General features: G+C 74.5%; 13 protein-coding genes. 7 read left to right on the top strand and 6 right to left on the bottom strand.

Going from position 1 to position 18,915, the window contains the following annotated elements; all coding sequences use genetic code 11:
* Nucleotides 1–1,454 (bottom strand): APC family permease (locus ACZ60W_RS17900; protein ID WP_469756269.1); only part of this gene is annotated, 1,454 nt, incomplete at its 3' end.
* Between the two features lie 54 nt (nt 1,455–1,508).
* Here ACZ60W_RS17900 and ACZ60W_RS17905 point away from each other — a divergent pair.
* Nucleotides 1,509–2,528: a 4-hydroxy-3-methylbut-2-enyl diphosphate reductase gene (locus ACZ60W_RS17905; protein ID WP_469756270.1), complete on the top strand. Its 1,020-nt coding sequence runs from the start codon at nt 1,509–1,511 to the stop codon at nt 2,526–2,528.
* Between the two features lie 40 nt (nt 2,529–2,568).
* Nucleotides 2,569–3,312: a polyphosphate--glucose phosphotransferase gene (gene ppgK / locus ACZ60W_RS17910; RefSeq protein WP_469756271.1), complete on the top strand. Its 744-nt coding sequence runs from the start codon at nt 2,569–2,571 to the stop codon at nt 3,310–3,312.
* Between the two features lie 37 nt (nt 3,313–3,349).
* Here ppgK and ACZ60W_RS17915 read toward each other — a convergent pair whose 3' ends face one another.
* A complete protein-coding gene (locus ACZ60W_RS17915) occupies nt 3,350–4,060 on the bottom strand; it encodes a DUF6542 domain-containing protein (RefSeq protein WP_469756272.1) in 711 nt (236 codons plus the stop codon).
* Nucleotides 4,061–4,221: 161 nt separating this feature from the next.
* Here ACZ60W_RS17915 and ychF point away from each other — a divergent pair, with 161 nt between their 5' ends.
* Together ychF and ACZ60W_RS17925 are read left to right on the top strand one after the other, a co-directional pair.
* Nucleotides 4,222–5,310, top strand: a complete 1,089-nt coding sequence (ychF, locus tag ACZ60W_RS17920; protein ID WP_366308589.1) for a redox-regulated ATPase YchF — start codon at nt 4,222–4,224, stop codon at nt 5,308–5,310.
* 238 nt (nt 5,311–5,548) lie between these two features.
* A complete protein-coding gene (locus ACZ60W_RS17925; RefSeq protein WP_469756273.1) occupies nt 5,549–6,118 on the top strand; it encodes a hypothetical protein in 570 nt (189 codons plus the stop codon).
* 31 nt (nt 6,119–6,149) lie between these two features.
* On the opposite strand, the gene ACZ60W_RS17930 is transcribed toward ACZ60W_RS17925, so the two are convergent.
* Nucleotides 6,150–6,911 (bottom strand): AfsR/SARP family transcriptional regulator, encoded by a 762-nt coding sequence (locus ACZ60W_RS17930; RefSeq protein WP_469756274.1) that lies wholly within the window; start codon nt 6,909–6,911, stop codon nt 6,150–6,152.
* Nucleotides 6,912–7,068: 157 nt separating this feature from the next.
* Here ACZ60W_RS17930 and ACZ60W_RS17935 point away from each other — a divergent pair, with 157 nt between their 5' ends.
* Nucleotides 7,069–10,152 carry an AfsR/SARP family transcriptional regulator gene (locus ACZ60W_RS17935; RefSeq protein ID WP_469756275.1) on the top strand — a complete coding sequence of 1,028 codons (3,084 nt, stop codon included), beginning with the start codon at nt 7,069–7,071 and terminating at the stop codon, nt 10,150–10,152.
* 13 nt (nt 10,153–10,165) lie between these two features.
* Here ACZ60W_RS17935 and ACZ60W_RS17940 read toward each other — a convergent pair whose 3' ends face one another.
* The 3 genes from ACZ60W_RS17940 to ACZ60W_RS17950 all read right to left on the bottom strand — a co-directional run bounded on the left by ACZ60W_RS17940 (nt 10,166) and on the right by ACZ60W_RS17950 (nt 14,824).
* Nucleotides 10,166–10,321 (bottom strand): hypothetical protein, encoded by a 156-nt coding sequence (locus ACZ60W_RS17940; protein ID WP_469756276.1) that lies wholly within the window; start codon nt 10,319–10,321, stop codon nt 10,166–10,168.
* A gap of 250 nt (nt 10,322–10,571) precedes the next feature.
* Complete coding sequence (locus tag ACZ60W_RS17945; RefSeq protein ID WP_469756277.1) at nt 10,572–12,959, bottom strand: proprotein convertase P-domain-containing protein; 2,388 nt, start codon at nt 12,957–12,959, stop codon at nt 10,572–10,574.
* A gap of 254 nt (nt 12,960–13,213) precedes the next feature.
* Nucleotides 13,214–14,824 (bottom strand): phospholipase A2, encoded by a 1,611-nt coding sequence (locus tag ACZ60W_RS17950; RefSeq protein WP_469756278.1) that lies wholly within the window; start codon nt 14,822–14,824, stop codon nt 13,214–13,216.
* A 569-nt stretch (nt 14,825–15,393) separates the two neighbouring features.
* Between ACZ60W_RS17950 and ACZ60W_RS17955 the strand changes: the two genes are divergently transcribed.
* Nucleotides 15,394–18,039 (top strand): AfsR/SARP family transcriptional regulator, encoded by a 2,646-nt coding sequence (locus tag ACZ60W_RS17955; RefSeq protein ID WP_469756279.1) that lies wholly within the window; start codon nt 15,394–15,396, stop codon nt 18,037–18,039.
* A gap of 93 nt (nt 18,040–18,132) precedes the next feature.
* Complete coding sequence (locus tag ACZ60W_RS17960; protein ID WP_469756280.1) at nt 18,133–18,885, top strand: DUF4232 domain-containing protein; 753 nt, start codon at nt 18,133–18,135, stop codon at nt 18,883–18,885.
* Nucleotides 18,886–18,915 lie beyond the last annotated feature (30 nt).

Below are 18,915 nucleotides of genomic sequence, written 5' to 3' on the forward strand. Positions count from 1 at the left end.
CTCCGCCCCCCCTCCCCCCCCCCCCCCCCCCCCCCTCCCACCCCCCCCCCCCCCCCCCCCCCCCCCCCCCCCCCCCCCCCCCCCCCCCCCCCCCCCCCCCGCGCCGGGCCGCGGGTCGCGCCCTGTACGGCGAGGACGACGAGGCCGACGCCCAGCCACACCGCGCCCACGACCTGGGCGGCCGTCGACGCCTCGACGATCACCGCGACGAGGATCGCCGCGCCCAGCACCGGCATCACGACGTGCGTGAGCCAGTTCGGCGGACCCTCCGCCCGCCGCACGGCGAACCACCCCACCACGCTCGCGTGGAGCAGGACGAACGCCGTCAGCGCGCCGACGTCGACCACCGACACGAGGTGGTCGAGGCCGTCGTCCCGCCGGGCCGCCCACAGCGCCGCGGCCATCGTGACCGTCGCCGCCACGAGCAGCGCCACGCGCGGCACGCCCCCGTCCGTGCGGGCCAGCACATGGGGCAGCCGCCGGTCCCGGCCCATCGCGAAGAGCAGCCGGCCGCCCGCCGCCTGCCCCGCCAGTGCCGCGAAGGCGGCGCCGATCGCCTTCGAGACGGCCACCAGGTCGTGCAGCCAGCCGCCGACGGAGACGTCCACGGCGTCGTAGAACGCCGAACCCTGCTTCCCCGGATCGGCCGCGAGCTCCGCCGAGGAGACCGGTTCGAGGAGCGCGACCAGCCAGGACTGCGCGACGAAGAGCGTGCCCGCGAGGGCCAGGCAGAACAGCACCGCCCGCGCCACCTTCGCCGAACCCCCCGTGACCTCCTCCGCGAAGGAGGCGATCGCGTCGAAGCCCAGGTACGACAGGACGGCCACCGACACCGCGCCGAGGACGGCCGCCAGGGAGAAACCGGAGTCGCCCGTGAGCGGCGACCACCAGTCGCGCCGCGCCCCGTCCCGGACGAGCACCACCACCGCCGACACCACGAACACCAGCAGGACGACGATCTCCATGGCGAGCACCGCGAAGCCGACGCGGGCCGCCGCCCTGACGCCCCACAGGTTGAGCAGCGTGGTGACGACCACGGCGATCCCGGTCCACACCCACCGGTGCACCTCCGGCACCAGCGCCTCCATCGCGATCCCCGCGAAGAGGTACGCCACGGCCGGGATCAGCAGGTAGTCGAGCATCGCCATCCACCCGGCGACGAAGCCCGGCCCTTCCCCCAGCCCCTTGCGCGCGTACGTGAAGACCGAGCCGGCCTGCGGCGCCACCCGCACCATCTGCGCGTAGCTGAACGCCGTGAACGCCATGGCGACCGTCGCCACGAGGTACACCAGTGCGACGGCCCCGTCCGACTTGGCGTCGAGCGTGCCGAAGACGCCCACCGGGGCCATCGGGGCGATGAAGAGCAGTCCGTAGACCACCAGGTCGCGGAAGCCGAGGCTCCGTCGAAGACCCGTGTGCCCGTCGCCCGGCACCACCTGCGTTTCCTCGGCCATGGCGACAGTTTCGGCCACCACGCGGATCAAACCGCTCACCGACGCGGCCTTACGATGGGACGCATGACTGCAACGCCCGCGACGAACCGCCCGAAGCGTGTCCTGCTCGCCGCACCCCGTGGCTACTGCGCGGGCGTCGACCGTGCCGTGATCGCCGTGGAGAAGGCCCTGGAGCAGTACGGGGCGCCGATCTACGTACGCCACGAGATCGTCCACAACAAGTACGTCGTCCAGACCCTGGAGCGGAAGGGCGCGATCTTCGTCGACCAGGCGACCGAGGTCCCGCCCGGCAACATCGTGATGTTCTCCGCGCACGGCGTCGCCCCGACCGTCCACGAGGAGGCCCGCCAGGGCCGGCTCGCGACCATCGACGCCACCTGCCCGCTGGTCACCAAGGTCCACAAGGAAGCCGTCCGCTTCGCCAAGGAGGACTTCGACATCCTCCTCATCGGCCACGAGGGCCACGAGGAGGTCATCGGCACCTCCGGCGAGGCCCCCGACCACATCCAGCTGGTCGACGGCCCCGGCGACGTCGCCAAGATCGAGGTCCGCGACCCCTCCCGGGTCGTCTGGCTCTCCCAGACCACGCTCTCGGTCGACGAGACGATGGAGACGGTCGACGCGCTGAAGGAGAAGTTCCCGCAGCTGATCTCCCCGCCGTCCGACGACATCTGCTACGCCACCCAGAACCGCCAGATCGCCATCAAGGAGCTCGCCGGCCAGGCCGAGCTGGTGATCGTCGTCGGCTCGAAGAACTCCTCGAACTCGATCCGCATGGTCGAGGTCGCCAAGCAGGCCGGCGTCCCCGCCGCGTACCTCGTCGACTTCGCCGGCGAGATCGACGAGTCCTGGCTGGAGGGCGTCACCAGCGTCGGCCTCTCCTCCGGAGCCTCCGTCCCGGACGTCCTCGTCCAGGAGGTCCTGGAGTGGCTCGCCGAGCGCGGCTACGCGGACGTCGAGATCGTCAAGACCGCCGACGAGTCGCTGACCTTCTCCCTTCCCAAGGAGCTCCGCAACAAGGACCTCCGCGCCGAGGCGGAGAAGCTCGCCGCCGCCGCTCCCGTCGAGGAGTAGTCGGGGAGTAGCCGGGCGCCCCAGCCCTTACCGTGGGTCCATGAACGTCTTCGGAGTGGACATCGGCGGTTCGGGCATCAAGGGCGCCCCCGTGGACCTGGAGCGCGGCACGCTCATCCACGAGCGCCACAAGGTACTGACCCCGCAGCCCGCCACACCCGACGGTGTGGCGGGCTGCGTCGCGGAGGTCGTGGCGCACTTCGGGTGGACCGGCCCGGTCGGCGTGACCTTCCCCGGCGTGGTGACCGGATCGACCGTCCGGACCGCGGCCAACGTCGACAAGTCCTGGGTCGACGTCGACGCCGGCGGCCTCCTGTCCGACCGCCTCGGCGGCCTCCCGGTGACCGTCCTCAACGACGCCGACGCGGCGGGCGTCGCCGAGATGACCTTCGGCGCCGGCCGCGGCCGCAAGGGCACCGTCATCCTCCTCACCCTCGGCACGGGCATCGGCTCCGCCGTCTTCACCGACGGCCGCCTCGTCCCCAACACCGAACTGGGCCACCTGGAGCTCAAGGGCCACGACGCCGAGACCCGCGCCTCCACCCGGGCCAAGGAGGACGAGGACCTCAGCTGGGAGCACTGGGCGACCCGCCGGCTGCGCAAGTACCTCGCCCACGTCGAGATGCTCTTCTCGCCGGAGCTCTTCATCATCGGCGGCGGCGTCAGCCGCAAGGCCGACAAGTTCCTCCCCCTCATCGAGGGCATCCGCGCCGAGATCGTCCCCGCCGAACTGCAGAACAACGCCGGCATCGTCGGCGCGGCGATGGCCGCGGGCACGGCCTAAGGCGCGTCGCCCTCGGGTCGTCGCCGCCCCGACCCGCTCAGCCGACGGGGCGGCGGCGGCCGACGGTCCCGGGGCGGGCGCCCGGGGACTCGGCGCCCGGGACCGGGGCGGTGGCGCGGGCGGCCGCGGCGGTGCGCTGATGGCGACGGCCCATGTCGCGGACCTTGCGGACGCTCGCGATGAGGCCGGCGACGAGGGTGCCGCCGTAGAGCCAGCCGGCGTGCACGGCGAGCGCGGTGACGACGGCCATCGCCTGGCCCCCGATCCCGCCGGTGCCGCCGGCGATGGGGACGACGCCCACCGCGAAGGCGATGGGGACGGCGATCGGGGCCGTGACGAGGTCGGCGGCCCGGACCCACAGCGCGGTCAGGGCGCTGACGGGCAGGAACAGCACCCCGTAGACCACCGGCGAACCGTCGAAGAGCAGCAGGTCGAGGAAGCCGAGCGTCAGCATGACGGCGGACGCGAAGAGACCGGCCCCCAGCCCCGTGAGGCGGGGCGCGGGCAGCCGCCGCAGCGCGAGGACGACGGGCGGCACCGGCCGGGCGCCGGACGGCCGTCCGGGGCCGCGCCCGGGGACACCCGCGGCCGCGGCCCCGGCCCGCTCCACCCGGGCGCCCCCGCGGGTCCGCCCGGACCTGCCCGTCACCCGGTACACGGCCGCACCCTCCACGAGCGCGGGCGGCGGCGTGACGGGGGTTTGCGGCCCTCGGCGGCCTTGCGGCTGACTTGTCCTGTGCTGCTCCACACGACCAACGTAGGTCGGAAAGTGCCGGGAACCGGGTCCGGGACACGCCCTTTGGGTGACGTTGCCCCGGAGATCGACCGAAGGCGGGCGTCACTGGCCGGTTCTCCCCGCCCGTAAACTGGGGGATCGGCCCCCCGTCCACACTTCAGGAAGTCGCCACCGTGTCGCTCACGATCGGAATCGTCGGTCTGCCGAATGTCGGCAAGTCGACCCTGTTCAACGCCCTGACCAAGAACGACGTGCTGGCGGCCAACTACCCGTTCGCCACGATCGAGCCCAACGTCGGCGTCGTCGGCGTCCCCGACGCCCGCCTGACCAAGCTGGCGGAGATCTTCTCCTCGCAGCGGGTCCTCCCGGCGACCGTCGACTTCGTCGACATCGCGGGCATCGTCCGCGGCGCCAGCGAGGGCGAGGGCCTCGGCAACAAGTTCCTCGCGAACATCCGCGAGTCGGACGCGATCTGCCAGGTCATCCGCGCCTTCAAGGACGAGAACGTCGTCCACGTCGACGGCAAGGTCTCGCCCAAGGACGACATCGAGACGATCAACACCGAGCTGATCCTCGCCGACCTCCAGACGATCGAGAAGGTCCTGCCGCGTCTCCAGAAGGAGATGCGGATCAAGAAGGACACGGCGCCCAAGGTCGCCGCCGTCGAGGCCGCCCAGGCCATCCTGGAGAAGGGCGACACCCTCTTCTCCCAGGGCATCGTCCAGGGCTCGGAGAAGGCGGAGCTCCTCCACGACCTCCACCTGCTCACCACCAAGCCGTTCCTCTACGTCTTCAACGTCGACGAGGACGAGCTCACCGACGACGCCTTCAAGGCCGAGCAGAGCGCCCTCGTCGCCCCGGCCGAGGCGATCTTCCTCAACGCCAAGCTGGAGCAGGACCTCGCCGAGCTCGACGAGGAGGACGCCATGGAGCTCCTCCAGTCCGTCGGCGCCGAGGAGCCCGGCCTCGCCACCCTCGCCCGCGTCGGCTTCGCCACCCTCGGCCTCCAGACCTACCTGACGGCCGGCCCCAAGGAATCCCGCGCCTGGACGATCAAGCAGGGCGCCACCGCCCCCGAGGCCGCCGGTGTCATCCACACCGACTTCCAGAAGGGCTTCATCAAGGCCGAGGTCATCTCCTTCGACGACCTCGTCGCCACCGGCTCCGTCGCCGACGCCCGCTCCGCCGGCAAGGCCCGCATGGAGGGCAAGGAGTACGTCATGCAGGACGGCGACGTGGTGGAGTTCCGCTTCAACGTGTGACGGCCGACCTGGTATCAGGTCGCCTGCCCGGCGGACGCGCGGGTGGGGAGGGTCCGGCTCTTCGGAGTCGGGCCCTTCGTCGTGTCCGCGGGGGGTCGTGCCGGGGCGGGGCGGCGGGTGTCCGGATCGTGGCCCTCGAGGTGGGGGTGCGGAGAAAATACAGAAGGTGTGCAGGGCCCGGGGGGAGGGTGGTTCCTCGACCCCCGCGCCGCGGGGAACGGTGGGGGAGGGGGCGGGGGTGGGGACGGTGCGGGACGCGGTGCTCGGGTACGCGGAGGGGACGTTACGGGTGTTGCCCGGCCAGGCCGCGGTGACGGAGGCCGTGTTCGAGGGGCCGCCCGGGGCGCTCCTGGAGCGGGCGCCGCAGTTGGTGCGGGGGTTCGCGGGGGAGAGGACCGACGGCGGGGCGCTGTTCCGGGCGGCGGCGGGACTTCCCGGGGAAGCAGGCGCCGCGGGGCCGGACGACGGGCGCGGCTGCGCCGTGGTGCAGTCCCTGCCCGCGCTGAGCAGGGAGTCGGAGGGGAGCGTGATGGCCTCGCGGGCGGACCGGCTCGCCGGGGCCGCCGACCGGTTGCACTGGGAGCTGGCCGAGCGGGGGGAGCTGACGGGGGGACCCGCCGCCGGGCGCCTGGCCGCCCGGTACGCGCTCTGTTACGCGGGCGCCGCCCTCCTCTGGCTGTGGCGGGCGGGCGAGGAGAGCCGCTCGGAGTGGACGTGCGAGGCGGTGGACGCCCTGCTGGCGGTGCTGGAGGATCCGGCCGTGACCGTGCCGGACGTCCCGGCCGCGCTCGCCCTGCTCGCCGCCTGAGGGGCGCCGCCCGGGACGGCCGGGGTACGGCTCAGCGGGCGAGGTCGCCGGCCAGGGCCCGCTGGAAGGTGCGGGTGAGCAGCGGACCGGGGCTCACGCCGAGGCGGTCGGCGAGCAGCGCGCGGCCGGAGTGGAACTGGAGCAGGGCCGCGGCGGGCTGGCCCGCACGGCACTGGGCGGTCATGAGCAGGGAGCGGTACCGCTCCCGCAGGGGGTGCGCGGCGACCAGCCTGGTCAGTTCGGCGACGAGTCCGTGCGGCAGTCCGGTGGCGAGCTCCGCCTCGGCGCGGTCCTCCAGGGCGGTCAGCCGGGCCTCCTCCAGCCAGGGGCGCTCGTCCTGGGCAAGCTGTTCGGTGGTGTCGGCGAGGGCCTCGCCCTGCCAGAGGTCGAGCGCCGAGCGGAGGACGGCGGCGGCCCGTCGCGGGTCCCCCTGCCGGAGCAGCTCGCCGCCGAGCGCGGCGCGTTCCGCGAACAGGCGGTGGTCGCAGGCGAGCCGGCCCGGGACGGCCGAGAGGCGGTAGCCGCGGCCGACGCGTTCCAGCCGGGCGGCCCCGTCGAGCGGGGCGCGCAGCCGGGAGGCGTAGGTGTGCAGCTGGGCGACGGCGCGGGCCGGCGGGCGCTCGCCCCACAGGGCGTGGATCAGCCGGCCGTCGGGGACGACCCGGCCCTCGGCGAGCAGCAGGGCGGCGAGGACCGTCCGGGGCTTCGCGCCGCCCAGGGCGTTCTCCGCGCCCCCGGACGCGGCCCGGATGCGGACCGGTCCGAGCAGTGCGGTCTCCAGGAAGGGCGTCATGGGGGGAGACCGTAGGCGGGCGGCGCATCCGCCCGGTATCGGCCGCTTATCGGCGGGCCTGACCGCCTGTCGGGACGGGGTCCGTTCCCTCTGTCTAACCCGTGCCCCAGCTATTATGATCATGACAACTTTCAGGGGGGGGCCCGGATTGGCGTCGATGCGGTTTTGCCTGCTCGGGACTCTCCGGCTGGCCTGTGAGGACCGGGAGATCCGGCTCGGCGGAGCGCGTCAGCGCGCGGTGCTGGCCCTGCTCCTGCTGCGGCGCGGCCGCACGGTCTCCGTGGACGAGCTCGCCGAGACCGTCTGGGACGGCTCGCCCCCTCCCACCGCCCGGACCCAGATCTCCATCTGCGTCGCCCAGCTGCGCAAGCTGTTCCGGGAGGCCGGCGCCGACGCCGAGGTCATCGTCACCGCGCACCCCGGGTACCGGCTCGACACCGACGGCCACGGGCTCGACCTCGTGGACTTCCTCGCGCTGGCCGGGCGGGCCTCCGCGCTGGCGGGCTCGGGCCGGACGGCGGAGGCCGCCGACGCCTACCGGCGCGCCCTCGCGCTGTGGCGGGGCCCGGCCCTGGACGGCCTCACCGGCTACGCCCTGGAGCAGGAGGCGAGCTGGCTGGAGGAGCAGCGGCTCACCGCGCTCGACGACCACGCCGAACTGCGGCTCGCCCTGGGCCGCCACCAGGAGCTCACCGCCGAACTGGCCGCCCTGGTCAGCGAGCACCCGCTGCGGGAGCGCTCCCGGCACTCGCTCATGCTCGCCCAGTACCGCTCCGGGCGCCGCGCCGACGCCCTGGAGACCTTCCGCGCCGGGCACCAGCTGACCATCGACGAGCTGGGGCTCGAACCCGGCGCCGCGCTGCGGGAGTTGCACAACGCCGTCCTCTGCGAGGACCCGTCCATCGCGGCCCCGCCGACCGTGCCCGAGCCGGTGGCGGCCGCCCTGGCCGTCGCACCCGCCGTCACCGCCGCACCCGCCGAGCCCGCCGTGATCACCGCCTCCGCCGCGGTCGCCGCGCCCGACGCCACCGTCGTCACCGCTCCGGTCGTCGTGCCCGCCCCGGCCGGCGTCACCGCCCCGGCCCTCGTACCCGCCCCGGCGGGGGAGCCGCGGGACCGGTCGTCCGGCGGCGGCTCCGCGGACACCCCGGGGGAGGCCGCCGCCGACCGCCTGTCCGTCGCGTCGCCCCTCGCCCCGTCCGACCTCCCGCCGAACATCCCCTCCTTCACCGGCCGCACCGCCGAGACCGAGGTGCTCGACGCGCTGCTCGACGGCCGCCCCGACGGCGAACCGCCCCGGGTGGCCCTGGTCACCGGGGTGGCCGGGATCGGGAAGACCGCGCTGGCCGTGCACTGGTCGCACCGCGCGGCCGCCTCCTTCCCGGACGGCTGCCTCCACGTCGACCTCGGTTCCGCCCCGGCGGCCCCGGGCGAGGTGCTGGGCCGGCTGCTGCGCTCGCTCGGCGCGCCCGGCGACCGGCTGCCCGACGACGAGGCGTCCCGGATCTCGCTCTACCGCAGGCTGCTGCGCGGCCGCCGGGTGCTCGTCGTCCTGGACGACGCCTCCTCGTTCGCCCAGGTCGCCCCGCTGCTGCCGGCCAACGGCGGCTGCTGCGTGGTCGTCACCAGCCGCGAGAGCATGGAGGAGCTGGTGCTGCGGCACGGCGCCGTCCGCGTACCGCTGGGCGTCCTCGACCGGGCCGACTCCACCGCCCTGCTCGACCGGATCGTCACCGGAGGACGGACCGCCGCGTCCCCCGCGCAGACGGCCCGGCTGGCCGAACTCTGCGACGGGCTGCCGCTCGCGCTCTGCATCGCCGCCGCCCGGCTGGCCACCCGCCCGCACTGGACGGTGCGCCGCCTCGCCGACCGGCTCGCCGACGAGCACCGCCGCCTGGACGAGCTCAGCCTCGGCGGCAGCCGGGTCCGGGCCAGCTTCGAGCTGAGCCACGGCTGCCTGTCGCCGGGGCTCGCGTCCGTGTACCGGCGGCTCTCCCTGCTGGACGTCCCCGACGTGCCGGCCTGGGCCGTCGCCGCGCTTCTGGACTGCCCGGTGGAGACCGCCGAGCAGTACCTCGACGAGCTCACCGACGCCCACCTCCTGGAGGTCTCCGGGCCGGACGCCACCGGCCAGTACCGTTACCGCTTCCCGAGCCTGCTCCGCCTCTACGCGCGCGAACGCGCGCAGGAGGACCCCGACCGTCCGGGCGCCGAGGCGGCCCGGGACCGGGCGCTGCACAGCTGGCTGACCGTCGCCGAGGCCGCCCACCGCCGGGAGTACGGCGGCGACCACTCCGTGGTGCACGGTCCGGCGCCCCGCCCGCACGTCGACCGGGACCTCCTGGAGGACCTGCTGGTGCGTCCGCTGGACTGGTTCGACTCCGAACGCCACTGCCTGGTGGCGGCCGTCTCGCAGTCCGCCCGGCTCGGCCTCGCCGCGCTCGCCTGGGACCTGGCCTCCTCCACCGTCGGCTTCTGCGAGATCCGCAGCAACACCGACGACTGGCGCCGCCTCTGCGAGGAGGGCCTGGCGGCCTCCCGGGCCGCCGGGGACCGGCAGGGCGAGGGCGTCATGCTCGGCGAGCTGGGCGCCGCCCTGCTCTACCGGGGCGAGTCGGAGGCCGCGGTCCGGCTCCTGGAGGAGGCGGACGGGGTCCTGCGGGCCGGCGGCGAGGTCTACGGGGCCGCGCTGAACGCCTGCAAGCGGGCCGTCGTGGTCCGCCAGCGGGGCGACGCGGGCACGGCCCGCGTCCTCCTGGACGGGGCGCTCCCCGCGCTGCGGGCGGCCGGTGACGTCTCCGCGCAGGCCCACGCGCTCAACAACCTCGCCCAGATCGCCCTGGACGCGGGCGACCCCGCCGAGGCGGTGCGCCTCGGCGGGGAGGCCGTCGCGCTGGCCCGCGGGCTGGGCGCGACCCGGGGCGCGGCCCAGGCCTTCCACCGGCTGGGGCGGGCCCTGCTGGCGGCCGGACGGCTGCCGGAGGCGGAGAAGGCGCTGACCGAGGCGGCCGGGATCGTCCGCGCCAAGCACGACCGGCTGGGCATGGCGTACGTCCTGCTGGGCCTGGCCGAGGCCCGCCTGCGGGCCGGCCGCGCCGACCGGGCCGACGAGGACCTCCGCGCCGCCCTCGTGCTGGCCGAGGAGACCGGCAGCACGGTCCTGCTGGACCGCCTCCGCCTGCTCAGGGTCGAGCTGGAGGAGGCGCGGGCGCCGGGCGCGGAGCTCCCTCAGGAGGCGTGACTCGGACGGCCGTTCAGTCCCAGGGCTCGGTCTGGACGACCGCCGTCGTCCCGCCGGCGGCGGCCGTCACGGTCGCTCCGCCGGCCACCGCGGTGCCCGCGGCCAGGACGACACCCGTGACGATCGCCGCGACCGCCATGACCGCCTTGACGAGCTGTCCGTTCCCCATGTCCCCACGTCCTCTCACCCGCGCCCACCGGACTCCGGCCCCTTGCCGGTCCGTTCCCCGAGCGCCTCGCTCTGACATCCACAGACGCTAGGCGGAGGCGGCTTCGAATCCTTATCGCTCCGCTATCCGCCCGCCTTCCCGCCCCGCCCACCTGCGGAAAGGGGCGAGGCCCCCGGTGGGGGACACCGGGGGCCTCGTGTGCGGGAGCGGTCGGGAGGGATGCGGAGCGGCGGGGTCCGGAGGGGACCGGTCAGAACTTCAGGGTCCAGTGGTCGAGCGTCCCGGAGGAGCCGGCCGAGATGTCCTCGACCCGGAGCTTCCACACCCCGCTCGCCGGGGAGGCGGAGGCGTCCACCGTGTAGACCTGCTGGATCACGCCGTTGCCCTCCTCCTCCACGGACTCCTTGACGAGGTAGACCTTGCCGTCCGGGGCGACGAGGTGGACGTCGAGGTCACCGCGCCAGGTGTGGGTGGCGTGCACGTACACCTGGAGGTTCTTCGGCGCGTTGCCCGCGATGCCGGTGACGGTGACCGGGACCTCGACGGTGCCCGGGTCCGGGACCGTGTGCGGGGTCTGCACCTCGTACGCGGGGAACGTCATCGACCAGCCGTTGAGGGTGCCGACGGAGCCGGGGGAGGGGTCGGAGACCTTCAGCGTCCACGTGCCGTCGGCCGGGGAGGCGGAGGCGTCGACCCGGTAGGTCTCGCGGAGCACCCCGCCGTTCTCGGTGGCGGCGGTGGAGGTCGCACGCAGCGGGTAGGTCCGGCCGTCGGGGGAGACCAGGTCGATCCGCACGTCGCCGCGCCACTCGTGTGTGATGTCCACGGCGACCTGGAGGGCGGCCGGGGCCTTGCCGCCGATGCCGGCCACGGTGAGGCCGGAGGTGACCGAACCGCCGTCCGGGACGCTCAGGTTGCCGGTCATGGCGAAGGGGGTGGGGAAGTTCAGCGACCAGCCGAGGAGGGTGCCCTTGCCGCCGGCGGAGGCGTCCGTGATCTGCAGCTTCCAGGTGCCGGAGGCGGGGGAGGCGGAGGCGTCGACGGTGAAGGCGCCGAGCGCGCCGCCCGGCTCGGAGCCGGAGGTGGACTTCAGGCGGTACAGCCGCCCGTCCGGGGCCACCAGGTCGATCCTGAGGTCGCCGCGCCAGTCATGGCTGCCCTCCAGCTCCACCCGGAGCGCCTTGGGCGCGTTGCCCGGGACGCCGGTGACGGTCAGCGGGGCCTCCAGGGTGCCCGGGTCGGGGATGGCCCGGTCGGTGTCGTCGAAGACCTGCGAGGGGCGCGGCCGGGCGGCCGGTGCCGGCTCCGGGGCGACCGTGCCGACGACGGCCTTGCCGACGTCGATCCGGGGGGTGACGGCCCCGGTGTACGTGATCGGCGTGCCGGTGGTGCCCAGCTTCGCCACCAGGTTCGCGATGCTCTCCGCCGGGTACTTCTGGCGCAGCAGCGCCAGGGCGCCCGTCACGTGCGGGGCCGCCATCGAGGTGCCGTTCTTCGCCGCGTAGCCGCCGCCGGGGACCGAGGACACCACGGAGGTGCCGGGGGCCATCAGGTCCAGCAGCGGGCCGCGGTTGCTGAAGGAGGCCACCTGGTCGTCGTCGGTCGTCGCGCCGACGGTCACCGCCGACGGGACGCAGCCGGGGGCGTTGACCGCGTCGCCGTAGCCGTTGTTGCCGGCGGCGACGACCGTCGCCACGCCCACCGAGTACAGGCTGTCGATGACCGACTTGCGGGGGTCGGTGTCGCAGGCCGTGGTCCAGCGGCCCGCGCCCAGCGACATGTTGGCCGCGACGATGTCCATGCCGGACTGCTTCAGCGCGTACACCTTCTCCAGCGCCTTGATCTGCGAGCTGGTGAAGCTCAGCACACAGGGGCTGTTGCCCGCGCCGCAGTAGTCGTCGGAGTCGAAGCGGGAGAACACCTGCATCGCCACGATGTTCGCGCCCGGGGCCACACCGCGCTTGGGGGCGCCGCTGAGGCCGGTCCCGTTGCCGGCGGCTATGCCCGCCACATGGGTGCCGTGCGAACAGGCCGCGCCGAGCTCCGCGCAGCTGCCGGTGTCCGCGTCGGCGCTGCCGGCGCCCTCCTGGGACGCCTCGCCGTTCGGGCAGAGGCTGGTCGCGCCGTAGCTCTCGTCGTTCACCGAGAAGCACGCCTCGGCCGTGACGCGGCCGCCCAGGAAGGGGTGGTTCTTCGCGACGCCGGTGTCGATCACCGCGACCGCCGTGCCCGCCCCGGTGGCGCCGGCCGCGAAGGCCTTGTCGGCGCCGATCCGGACCGTCGACTCGTCCAGCATCGGGGCGACCGGGACGTCCTCGGTCACGCTCACCACGTCCGGGTTGGAGCGGAGGGCGGTCAGTCCCGCCTGGTCCACCGTCAGGGTGACCATCGGCAGCCGCTCGTACGACACCTCGGTCTCGCCCGCCGCGGCCGCCCCGGCCACGTCGGAGCGGGTCTGGGTCACGACGTTCACCCGGACCGTGCCGCCGCCCGCGGTCCCGGTCTCCAGCGCCGGGTCCACCGGCACCTCGTCGGCCGCCGCCGCGGGGGTCACGCCGACCAGGGGCGCCAGGCCCGCCGGCAGGGCGCCGAGCAGCAGGCCCGAGGCCATCGCGACGGCCACAGCAGATCTCTTCACGACAGGCTCCAGGGAGTAGGCACCGAGCGGGCGGTGCCGCGGCGGCAGAGAAGGAAGGAAAGGGAAGGCAGGGGAAGGCAGGGGAAGGCAGGGAGGGGTGAGGCGGAGAGAAGATGGCGACTCGCCCGTGAGGCCCGCGAGTCCAGGGCCGGAAGTCCGAGGGGGCGGGGCCGTGTGGTCAGGCCCCGGGGCGGGGACCGGGCAGCAGCGTCGGCTGTTCGTCTGCCCGGTTCCCCTGCGTGCGCACGGGCCCGTCAGGTGGCGTCGGCACCGTTCTTCGGGTGGCCGCCGTAGAAGACACCGAGGTAGTAGGTGTACGCGGTGGAGCGGCAGGCGCTCTTCCAGAAGTACGCCGGGCAGGTGTTGTAGTAGAGCATGTTGTAGAAGGCGACGTCGGTCGCGATGCCCTTGTTGCGGTCCAGGTAGTAGCGGTAGCCCTTGTAGCTGTTGCCGATGGTGCCGTAGCCGTAGTCGTGCGAGTCACAGGCGGTACGGAAGTTCCAGCCACCGGGCGAGTCCGAGGCGCTGGTGCAGTGGTCCTTGTAGACGCCCATGACCCAGGCGCCGGTGGGGGTCTGCTTCCAGCTCGGGTTGCGCCAGCCGTAGTGGGCGACCTTCGTCGCGCAGCCGCTGTACTGGTACCACATCCACGTCTCGGGGCGGGAGCAGTAGCTGGGGTAGGCCTGCGCGGAGGTGATCTCGCCGGGGCCGAAGTCCTCGGCGGCGGGAGCCACGCCCTCGCCCTGGGCCAGGCTCGGGGCGCCCTGGACGGCGCTGCCCGCCTCCGGGCGGATGCCGGTGGTCTCCACCGACTGCGGGGCGGCCGCGTCACCGGAGTAGGTCAGCTGCCAGGACGCGCCGTCCTCGGCGGAGGCGGCGACGACCCGGTCGGAGGCGTCGTAGCTGTAGGTGTTGAGCTGGCCGCCGGACGCCGGGTCGACGACCTTGCGGAGCAGGCCGGAGCCGTCGTACGAGTAGCGGGCCAGCGTCTGCACGGTCTGGCCGACGGTGACGGTGATGTCCTTGACCTGGCCCGCGACGTCGCCGAGGGTCTCACCGGAGGCGGTGGTGGTGGTCGCGTAGTTGACCTTCGCCGTCTGCGCGGGGACGTCGGCGCGCGCCGGGTCCTTGACGGTGGAGACGCGGCCGACGCTGTCGTAGGTGACCGTCGTCGGCTTGAAGGCGGAGTTGCCGACAGCCGTGACCCGCCAGGTGTCGCCGCTGCCGCCGACCTGCTTCCAGGTGTAGGACGGCTTGAGGGAGGCGGCCGCGATCGGGTTGCCCGTGGAGTCCACCGGTACGTCGTCACCGGAGGCGACCTGGGCGAGGTCGACGTTCAGCGTCTCGGTGACCGTGGTCTTCAGGACGCCCGCGAGGTCGTCCCACTGGACGTTCTCCACCAGCGTGGAGCCGTCGGCGGCCTTGTAGGTGTTGATGCTGCCGCCGTTGGCGCCGGCCACCGAGTCGGTCAGGTCGTAGCGGACGGACTCCGCGGTGTCCAGGTCGGTCGTGGTGATCGAACCGGAGCCCGGCACCAGCTTGCGGTTGAGCTGGCCGCCGACGAACTCGGCCTCCCAGCTCGGACCGAACACCCCGAGGTCGGCGCGGGCGGCCGGGGCGTCCTGCGCCTGGGCGAGGCCCGGCCCGGTGCCGTCCACCGTGTGGGTGCGGCTCATCAGGCCGTACGTCACGTCGTTCTCGGAGATCTGGAAGGTGTCGTCGGCCGACTGGTACATGCCGGGGCCGATCAGCTGGGTCGTCCCTGTCTCCAGTGCCGGAGAGGGGATCTCCTCGGCCATGGCGGACTGCGGCAGCAGCAGGGCCAGTGTCACGGCCGCCACTGCGGGAAGCGCGGTTCTGCGCACGTTCGGTTCCTTCGGGTACCGGCGGCATACGGCCCTGACCTGGCGGTCGGCCCCTGTTCGCCTGTTCGTGCCGGTCGTTCTCGGCCGGCAACGAGGAACTTAGGAACCCGCTCCTTCGATCCGGTATGCCTCTGTCATCGCCCGCCCCGATGCCCCGCCGATGACGCCCGGTTGCCCACCCGGTGACGCCGCGCCGACGTCCGCCGACGCCCCCCCGTTGCCCCCCGACCCCCCTGAGGCCCCCGAGGCGCTCCGGCCGGCCGCGGCCCGGGGCGCGGGGTCCGCGGAGGTGGGGACCGCGTGGGCGTCCTCGCGGCATGTGACCAAACGTACGGGGCCGGGTGGGGGCGGCCGGGAGATGCGGCGGAGAGGGGGTGTCGGGCGATGTCTTCGCAGGTCAGAGGGGATGGACGGGGTGGGGCAGGGGGGCGGACGGGGTTTTCCGCAGGGTCCGGGCGGCGTGCTTTCCGGCCAGGGGCGTCGCGGTGGGAAAAGGGGCGGGCGGCGCGCGGCTATCCTCGGTCGCTGGGGAACGGGGGCGTGGGGGACCGGGATCGCGGAGGTATCAGGTGGAGTTCAGGCTGCTCGGCTCCGTTGCGCTGGTGACGGAGGACAGGGACGTAGCCTTGGGGCCCGCCAAGCGGACCAGCCTGCTCGCGATGCTGTTGCTCCGCCCCAACAGTGCGGTGAACGTGGGGCAGTTGATCGACGCCCTGTGGGAGGACGAGCCGCCCACGCACGCGAAGACGGTGCTGCAGGGGCACGTGTCGCGGCTGAGGGCACTGCTGGCGGAGCACGGCGCCGAGGCGTACGGGGTGGAGCTGGCGACCCAGGGGTCGGCGTACGTGCTGCGGATGCCGGAGTCGCTGGTGGACGCGCACCGGTTCGAGGAGCTGGTGGCACTCGCGGGGGTGCAGCGGCAGCCGGCCGACGCGGTGCGGATGCTGCGGGAGGCACTGTCGTACTGGCAGGGGCCCGCGCTCACCGGGACCGTGCCCAGCAGACCGCTGGAGGCGGCGGCCGGCGGCCTGGAGGAGCTGCGGCTGGCGTCGGTGGAGGCGCTGGCGGAGGCGTACGGAAAGCTCGGCGAGCACGCCCGGGCCGCCGCCGTCCTGCGCTCCGAGGCCGTCGCGCACCCGCTGCGCGAGTCGCTGGCGGCCGCGCTGATGCTGGCGCTGGGCCGCTCGGGCCGCCAGTCGGACGCGATGGACTGGTACCACCGCACCAGACGGCTGCTCGCCGAGGAGCTGGGCGTCGACCCCGGCGAGACGCTGGCCGAGGCGTACGCGACGCTGCTGCGCTCCGCCGAGCCCGTCACCGCGCCCCGCCCCGCCGCCCCGGTCGACGTACCGGTGCCGGAGGGGCTGCCGCGGGCGCCGCGCGGCTTCACCGGCCGGGGCGCCGAGATGGTGGCGCTGGACCGGGCGGTGGCCGCGGGGGAGGCGCCGGTCTGCCTCGTGACGGGGCCCGCCGGAGTCGGCAAGACGGCGTTCGCGCTGCACTGGGCGTACCAGCGGTCGGCCGAGTTCCCCGACGGGCGGCTCTTCGCCGACCTGCGCGGCTTCAGCGAGACCGCGGAGCCGGAGACCGCCGCGGTCCTGCGGGAGTTCCTCCTCGCGCTGGGCGTCGCGCCGCAGCGCATCCCGGAGGCCGTCGAGGCGCGGGGCGCGCTGTTCCGTTCGCTGACGAGCGGCCGCCGGCTGCTCGTCGTCCTCGACAACGCGCGCTCGTCCGAGCAGGTCAGACCGCTGCTGCCGGGCGGGGACCTGTGCGCGACGGTGATCACGAGCCGGGACCGGCTCGGCGGGCTCGTCGCCTCCGACGCCGCCCGGCCGGTGCCGCTGCGGCACCTCCCGGCGGCGGACTCGACGGCGCTGCTGACCACCGTGCTCGGCGCGGAACGCGTCGCCTCGGAGCCGGCCGCCGCCGCGCGGCTCGCCGGGCTCTGCGACGGGCTGCCGCTCGCGCTGCGCGTGACGGCGGCCCGCCTGGCCGAGCGCCCGCAGTGGACGCTGGATGCCATGGTCGGCGAACTCGCCGACGAGCAGAGCCGGTTGATGCTGCTCGACGTGGAGGACCGGGGGGTGTCGGCGGCGCTGCACCTCACCGTGCAGCAGCTCCCCGAGTCCGCCGCCCGGATGTTCCGCTCGATCGGCCTGCACACGGGCTCGGACCTGGACCGGTTCGCGGCCGCCGCGCTCGCCGGCACGTCGCCCGCGCACGCCTCCGCCGACCTCGACCGGCTGGCCGCCGCGCACCTGCTCACCGAGTCCGTGCCGGGCCGCTGGACCCCGCACGACCTGGTCCGGCTGTACGCCCGCCACCTGGCCCCGCAGGCCGACCCCGAGGGGCTGACCCGGCTCCTCGACCACTACCTCTACACCGGTCTGGCGGCCGACGCCGCCGCCGAACCGGGCTCCCAGCCCTGCTACTCGCTGCCCGCCGACGCCCGACGGCCCGCCGCGACGCGGGAGTTCGAGGACCGCACGGCGGCGCTCGACTGGTACGTGGCCGAACGCCCCGCCCTGGAGCGGGCGGTGACGGTCGCCGCCTCCCTCGGATTGCACGACCGGGCCTGGCGGATCGCCCTCGTGCAGTGGCCGCTGATGCTCATGCGGATCGGCGACGGCTGGACGCCGCTCCTGGAGGCCGGGCTCGCCTCGGCCGAGCGGGTCGGCGACCTCGACGCCCAGTCGCGGGCGCGCGCGCTGCTCGGCTGGATCCTCCACGAGGAGGGACGGGACGAGGAGGCGCTCGTCCACCTGGAGAAGGCGCCGGGGCTGGCGGCCCGGGTGGGCGACACCGTCAGCGAGGCGATCGCGTACGTCAACTACGCCGCCGTCCTGGACGCGACCGGGGAGCACGAGCGGGCCGGTCTGCTCATGCTGCACGCGGTGTCCCTCGCCGACCGCACCGGCCACCCCTCGACCCAGGTGCTGACGCTCCAGCACCTGGCGGGACACAGCCTGAAGCGGGGGGAGTACGAGGCGGCGCTCGCCCACACCCTTCGCGCCGGGGAACTGGTCGCGCCCGACGCGGTGGTCGTGCGCGCGCAGCTGCAGATCGTCAAGGGGGAGGCGCTGGCCGGCATCGGGCGTCTGGACGAGGCCGCTGACCAGCTGGAACGGGCGATCGCGGCCTCGGAGAAGGCCGGCTTCCCGGAGGGTTCGGCGCGGGCGACGGAGCGGCTCTCCCGGCTGTCAGCGGATCGTTAGCGGTACGCAAGCGGGACGGCAGCGCCGGGACGGAAGCTGGATACAGCACGAAGACCGTGCACCGTCCGACCGCGTTTACGGGGGAGAACCACCATGCGCCACCACCGCAAGAACACCGTCCTGGCCGCCGCCGCCATCGCCGCCCTGTCGCTGGGCCTGACCGCCTGCGGCGGTGACGACGGCAGCACCGGCGCGAAGGACGCGGGCAGCGCGAGCGCCCCGCAGACGACCGGCGGCACGGCCGACGGCGCCACGGCCACCGGGGGCACGGCCGACCAGACCACGGCCAAGGGCGGCTCGGGTTCGGCCGGCGGCTCGACCGCCTCGTCCTCGTCCTCCTCGTCCACGGGCGGTTCGGCGTCCGGCTCGACCGGCTCCACCGGTTCGTCCGGCTCGGCGAAGTCCGACGCCAAGGCCCCCGCCTGCGCCTACGGCGACGTGAAGATCACGGCGAAGAAGGCGGACGAGGTCCCGACCGAGCACATCGTCCTCACCGCCACCAACACCTCGGGCCGCTCCTGCACCCTCCTGCAGTACCCGCTGCTCGCCTTCGGCCCGATCCAGACGGCCAAGGACGTCCCGGCGGTCGCGAAGAGCAAGCCGTCGGCCCCCGTCGTCCTCAAGGCCGGCGAGCCCGCGTACGCCAACGTGCGCGTCGCCCTGGGCGGTGTCGACGAGGACAACAAGGTCGTCAGCGAGTTCAACGTGAACCTCTTCGCCGCCGACGGCCCGGCCGAGGGCAGCGTCGTCGTCAAGGCCCCGGCCGGCGGCCTCGCGGTCGACGAGTCCGCCGCCAAGACCGGCTACTGGACGTACGAGCTGCGCAACGGCGCCGACGAGTTCTGAGCGGCGTCCGCGCCGGGGTGATCCCGGTGC

The sequence above is a fragment of the Streptomyces sp. NPDC104202 genome, from assembly GCF_055584185.1.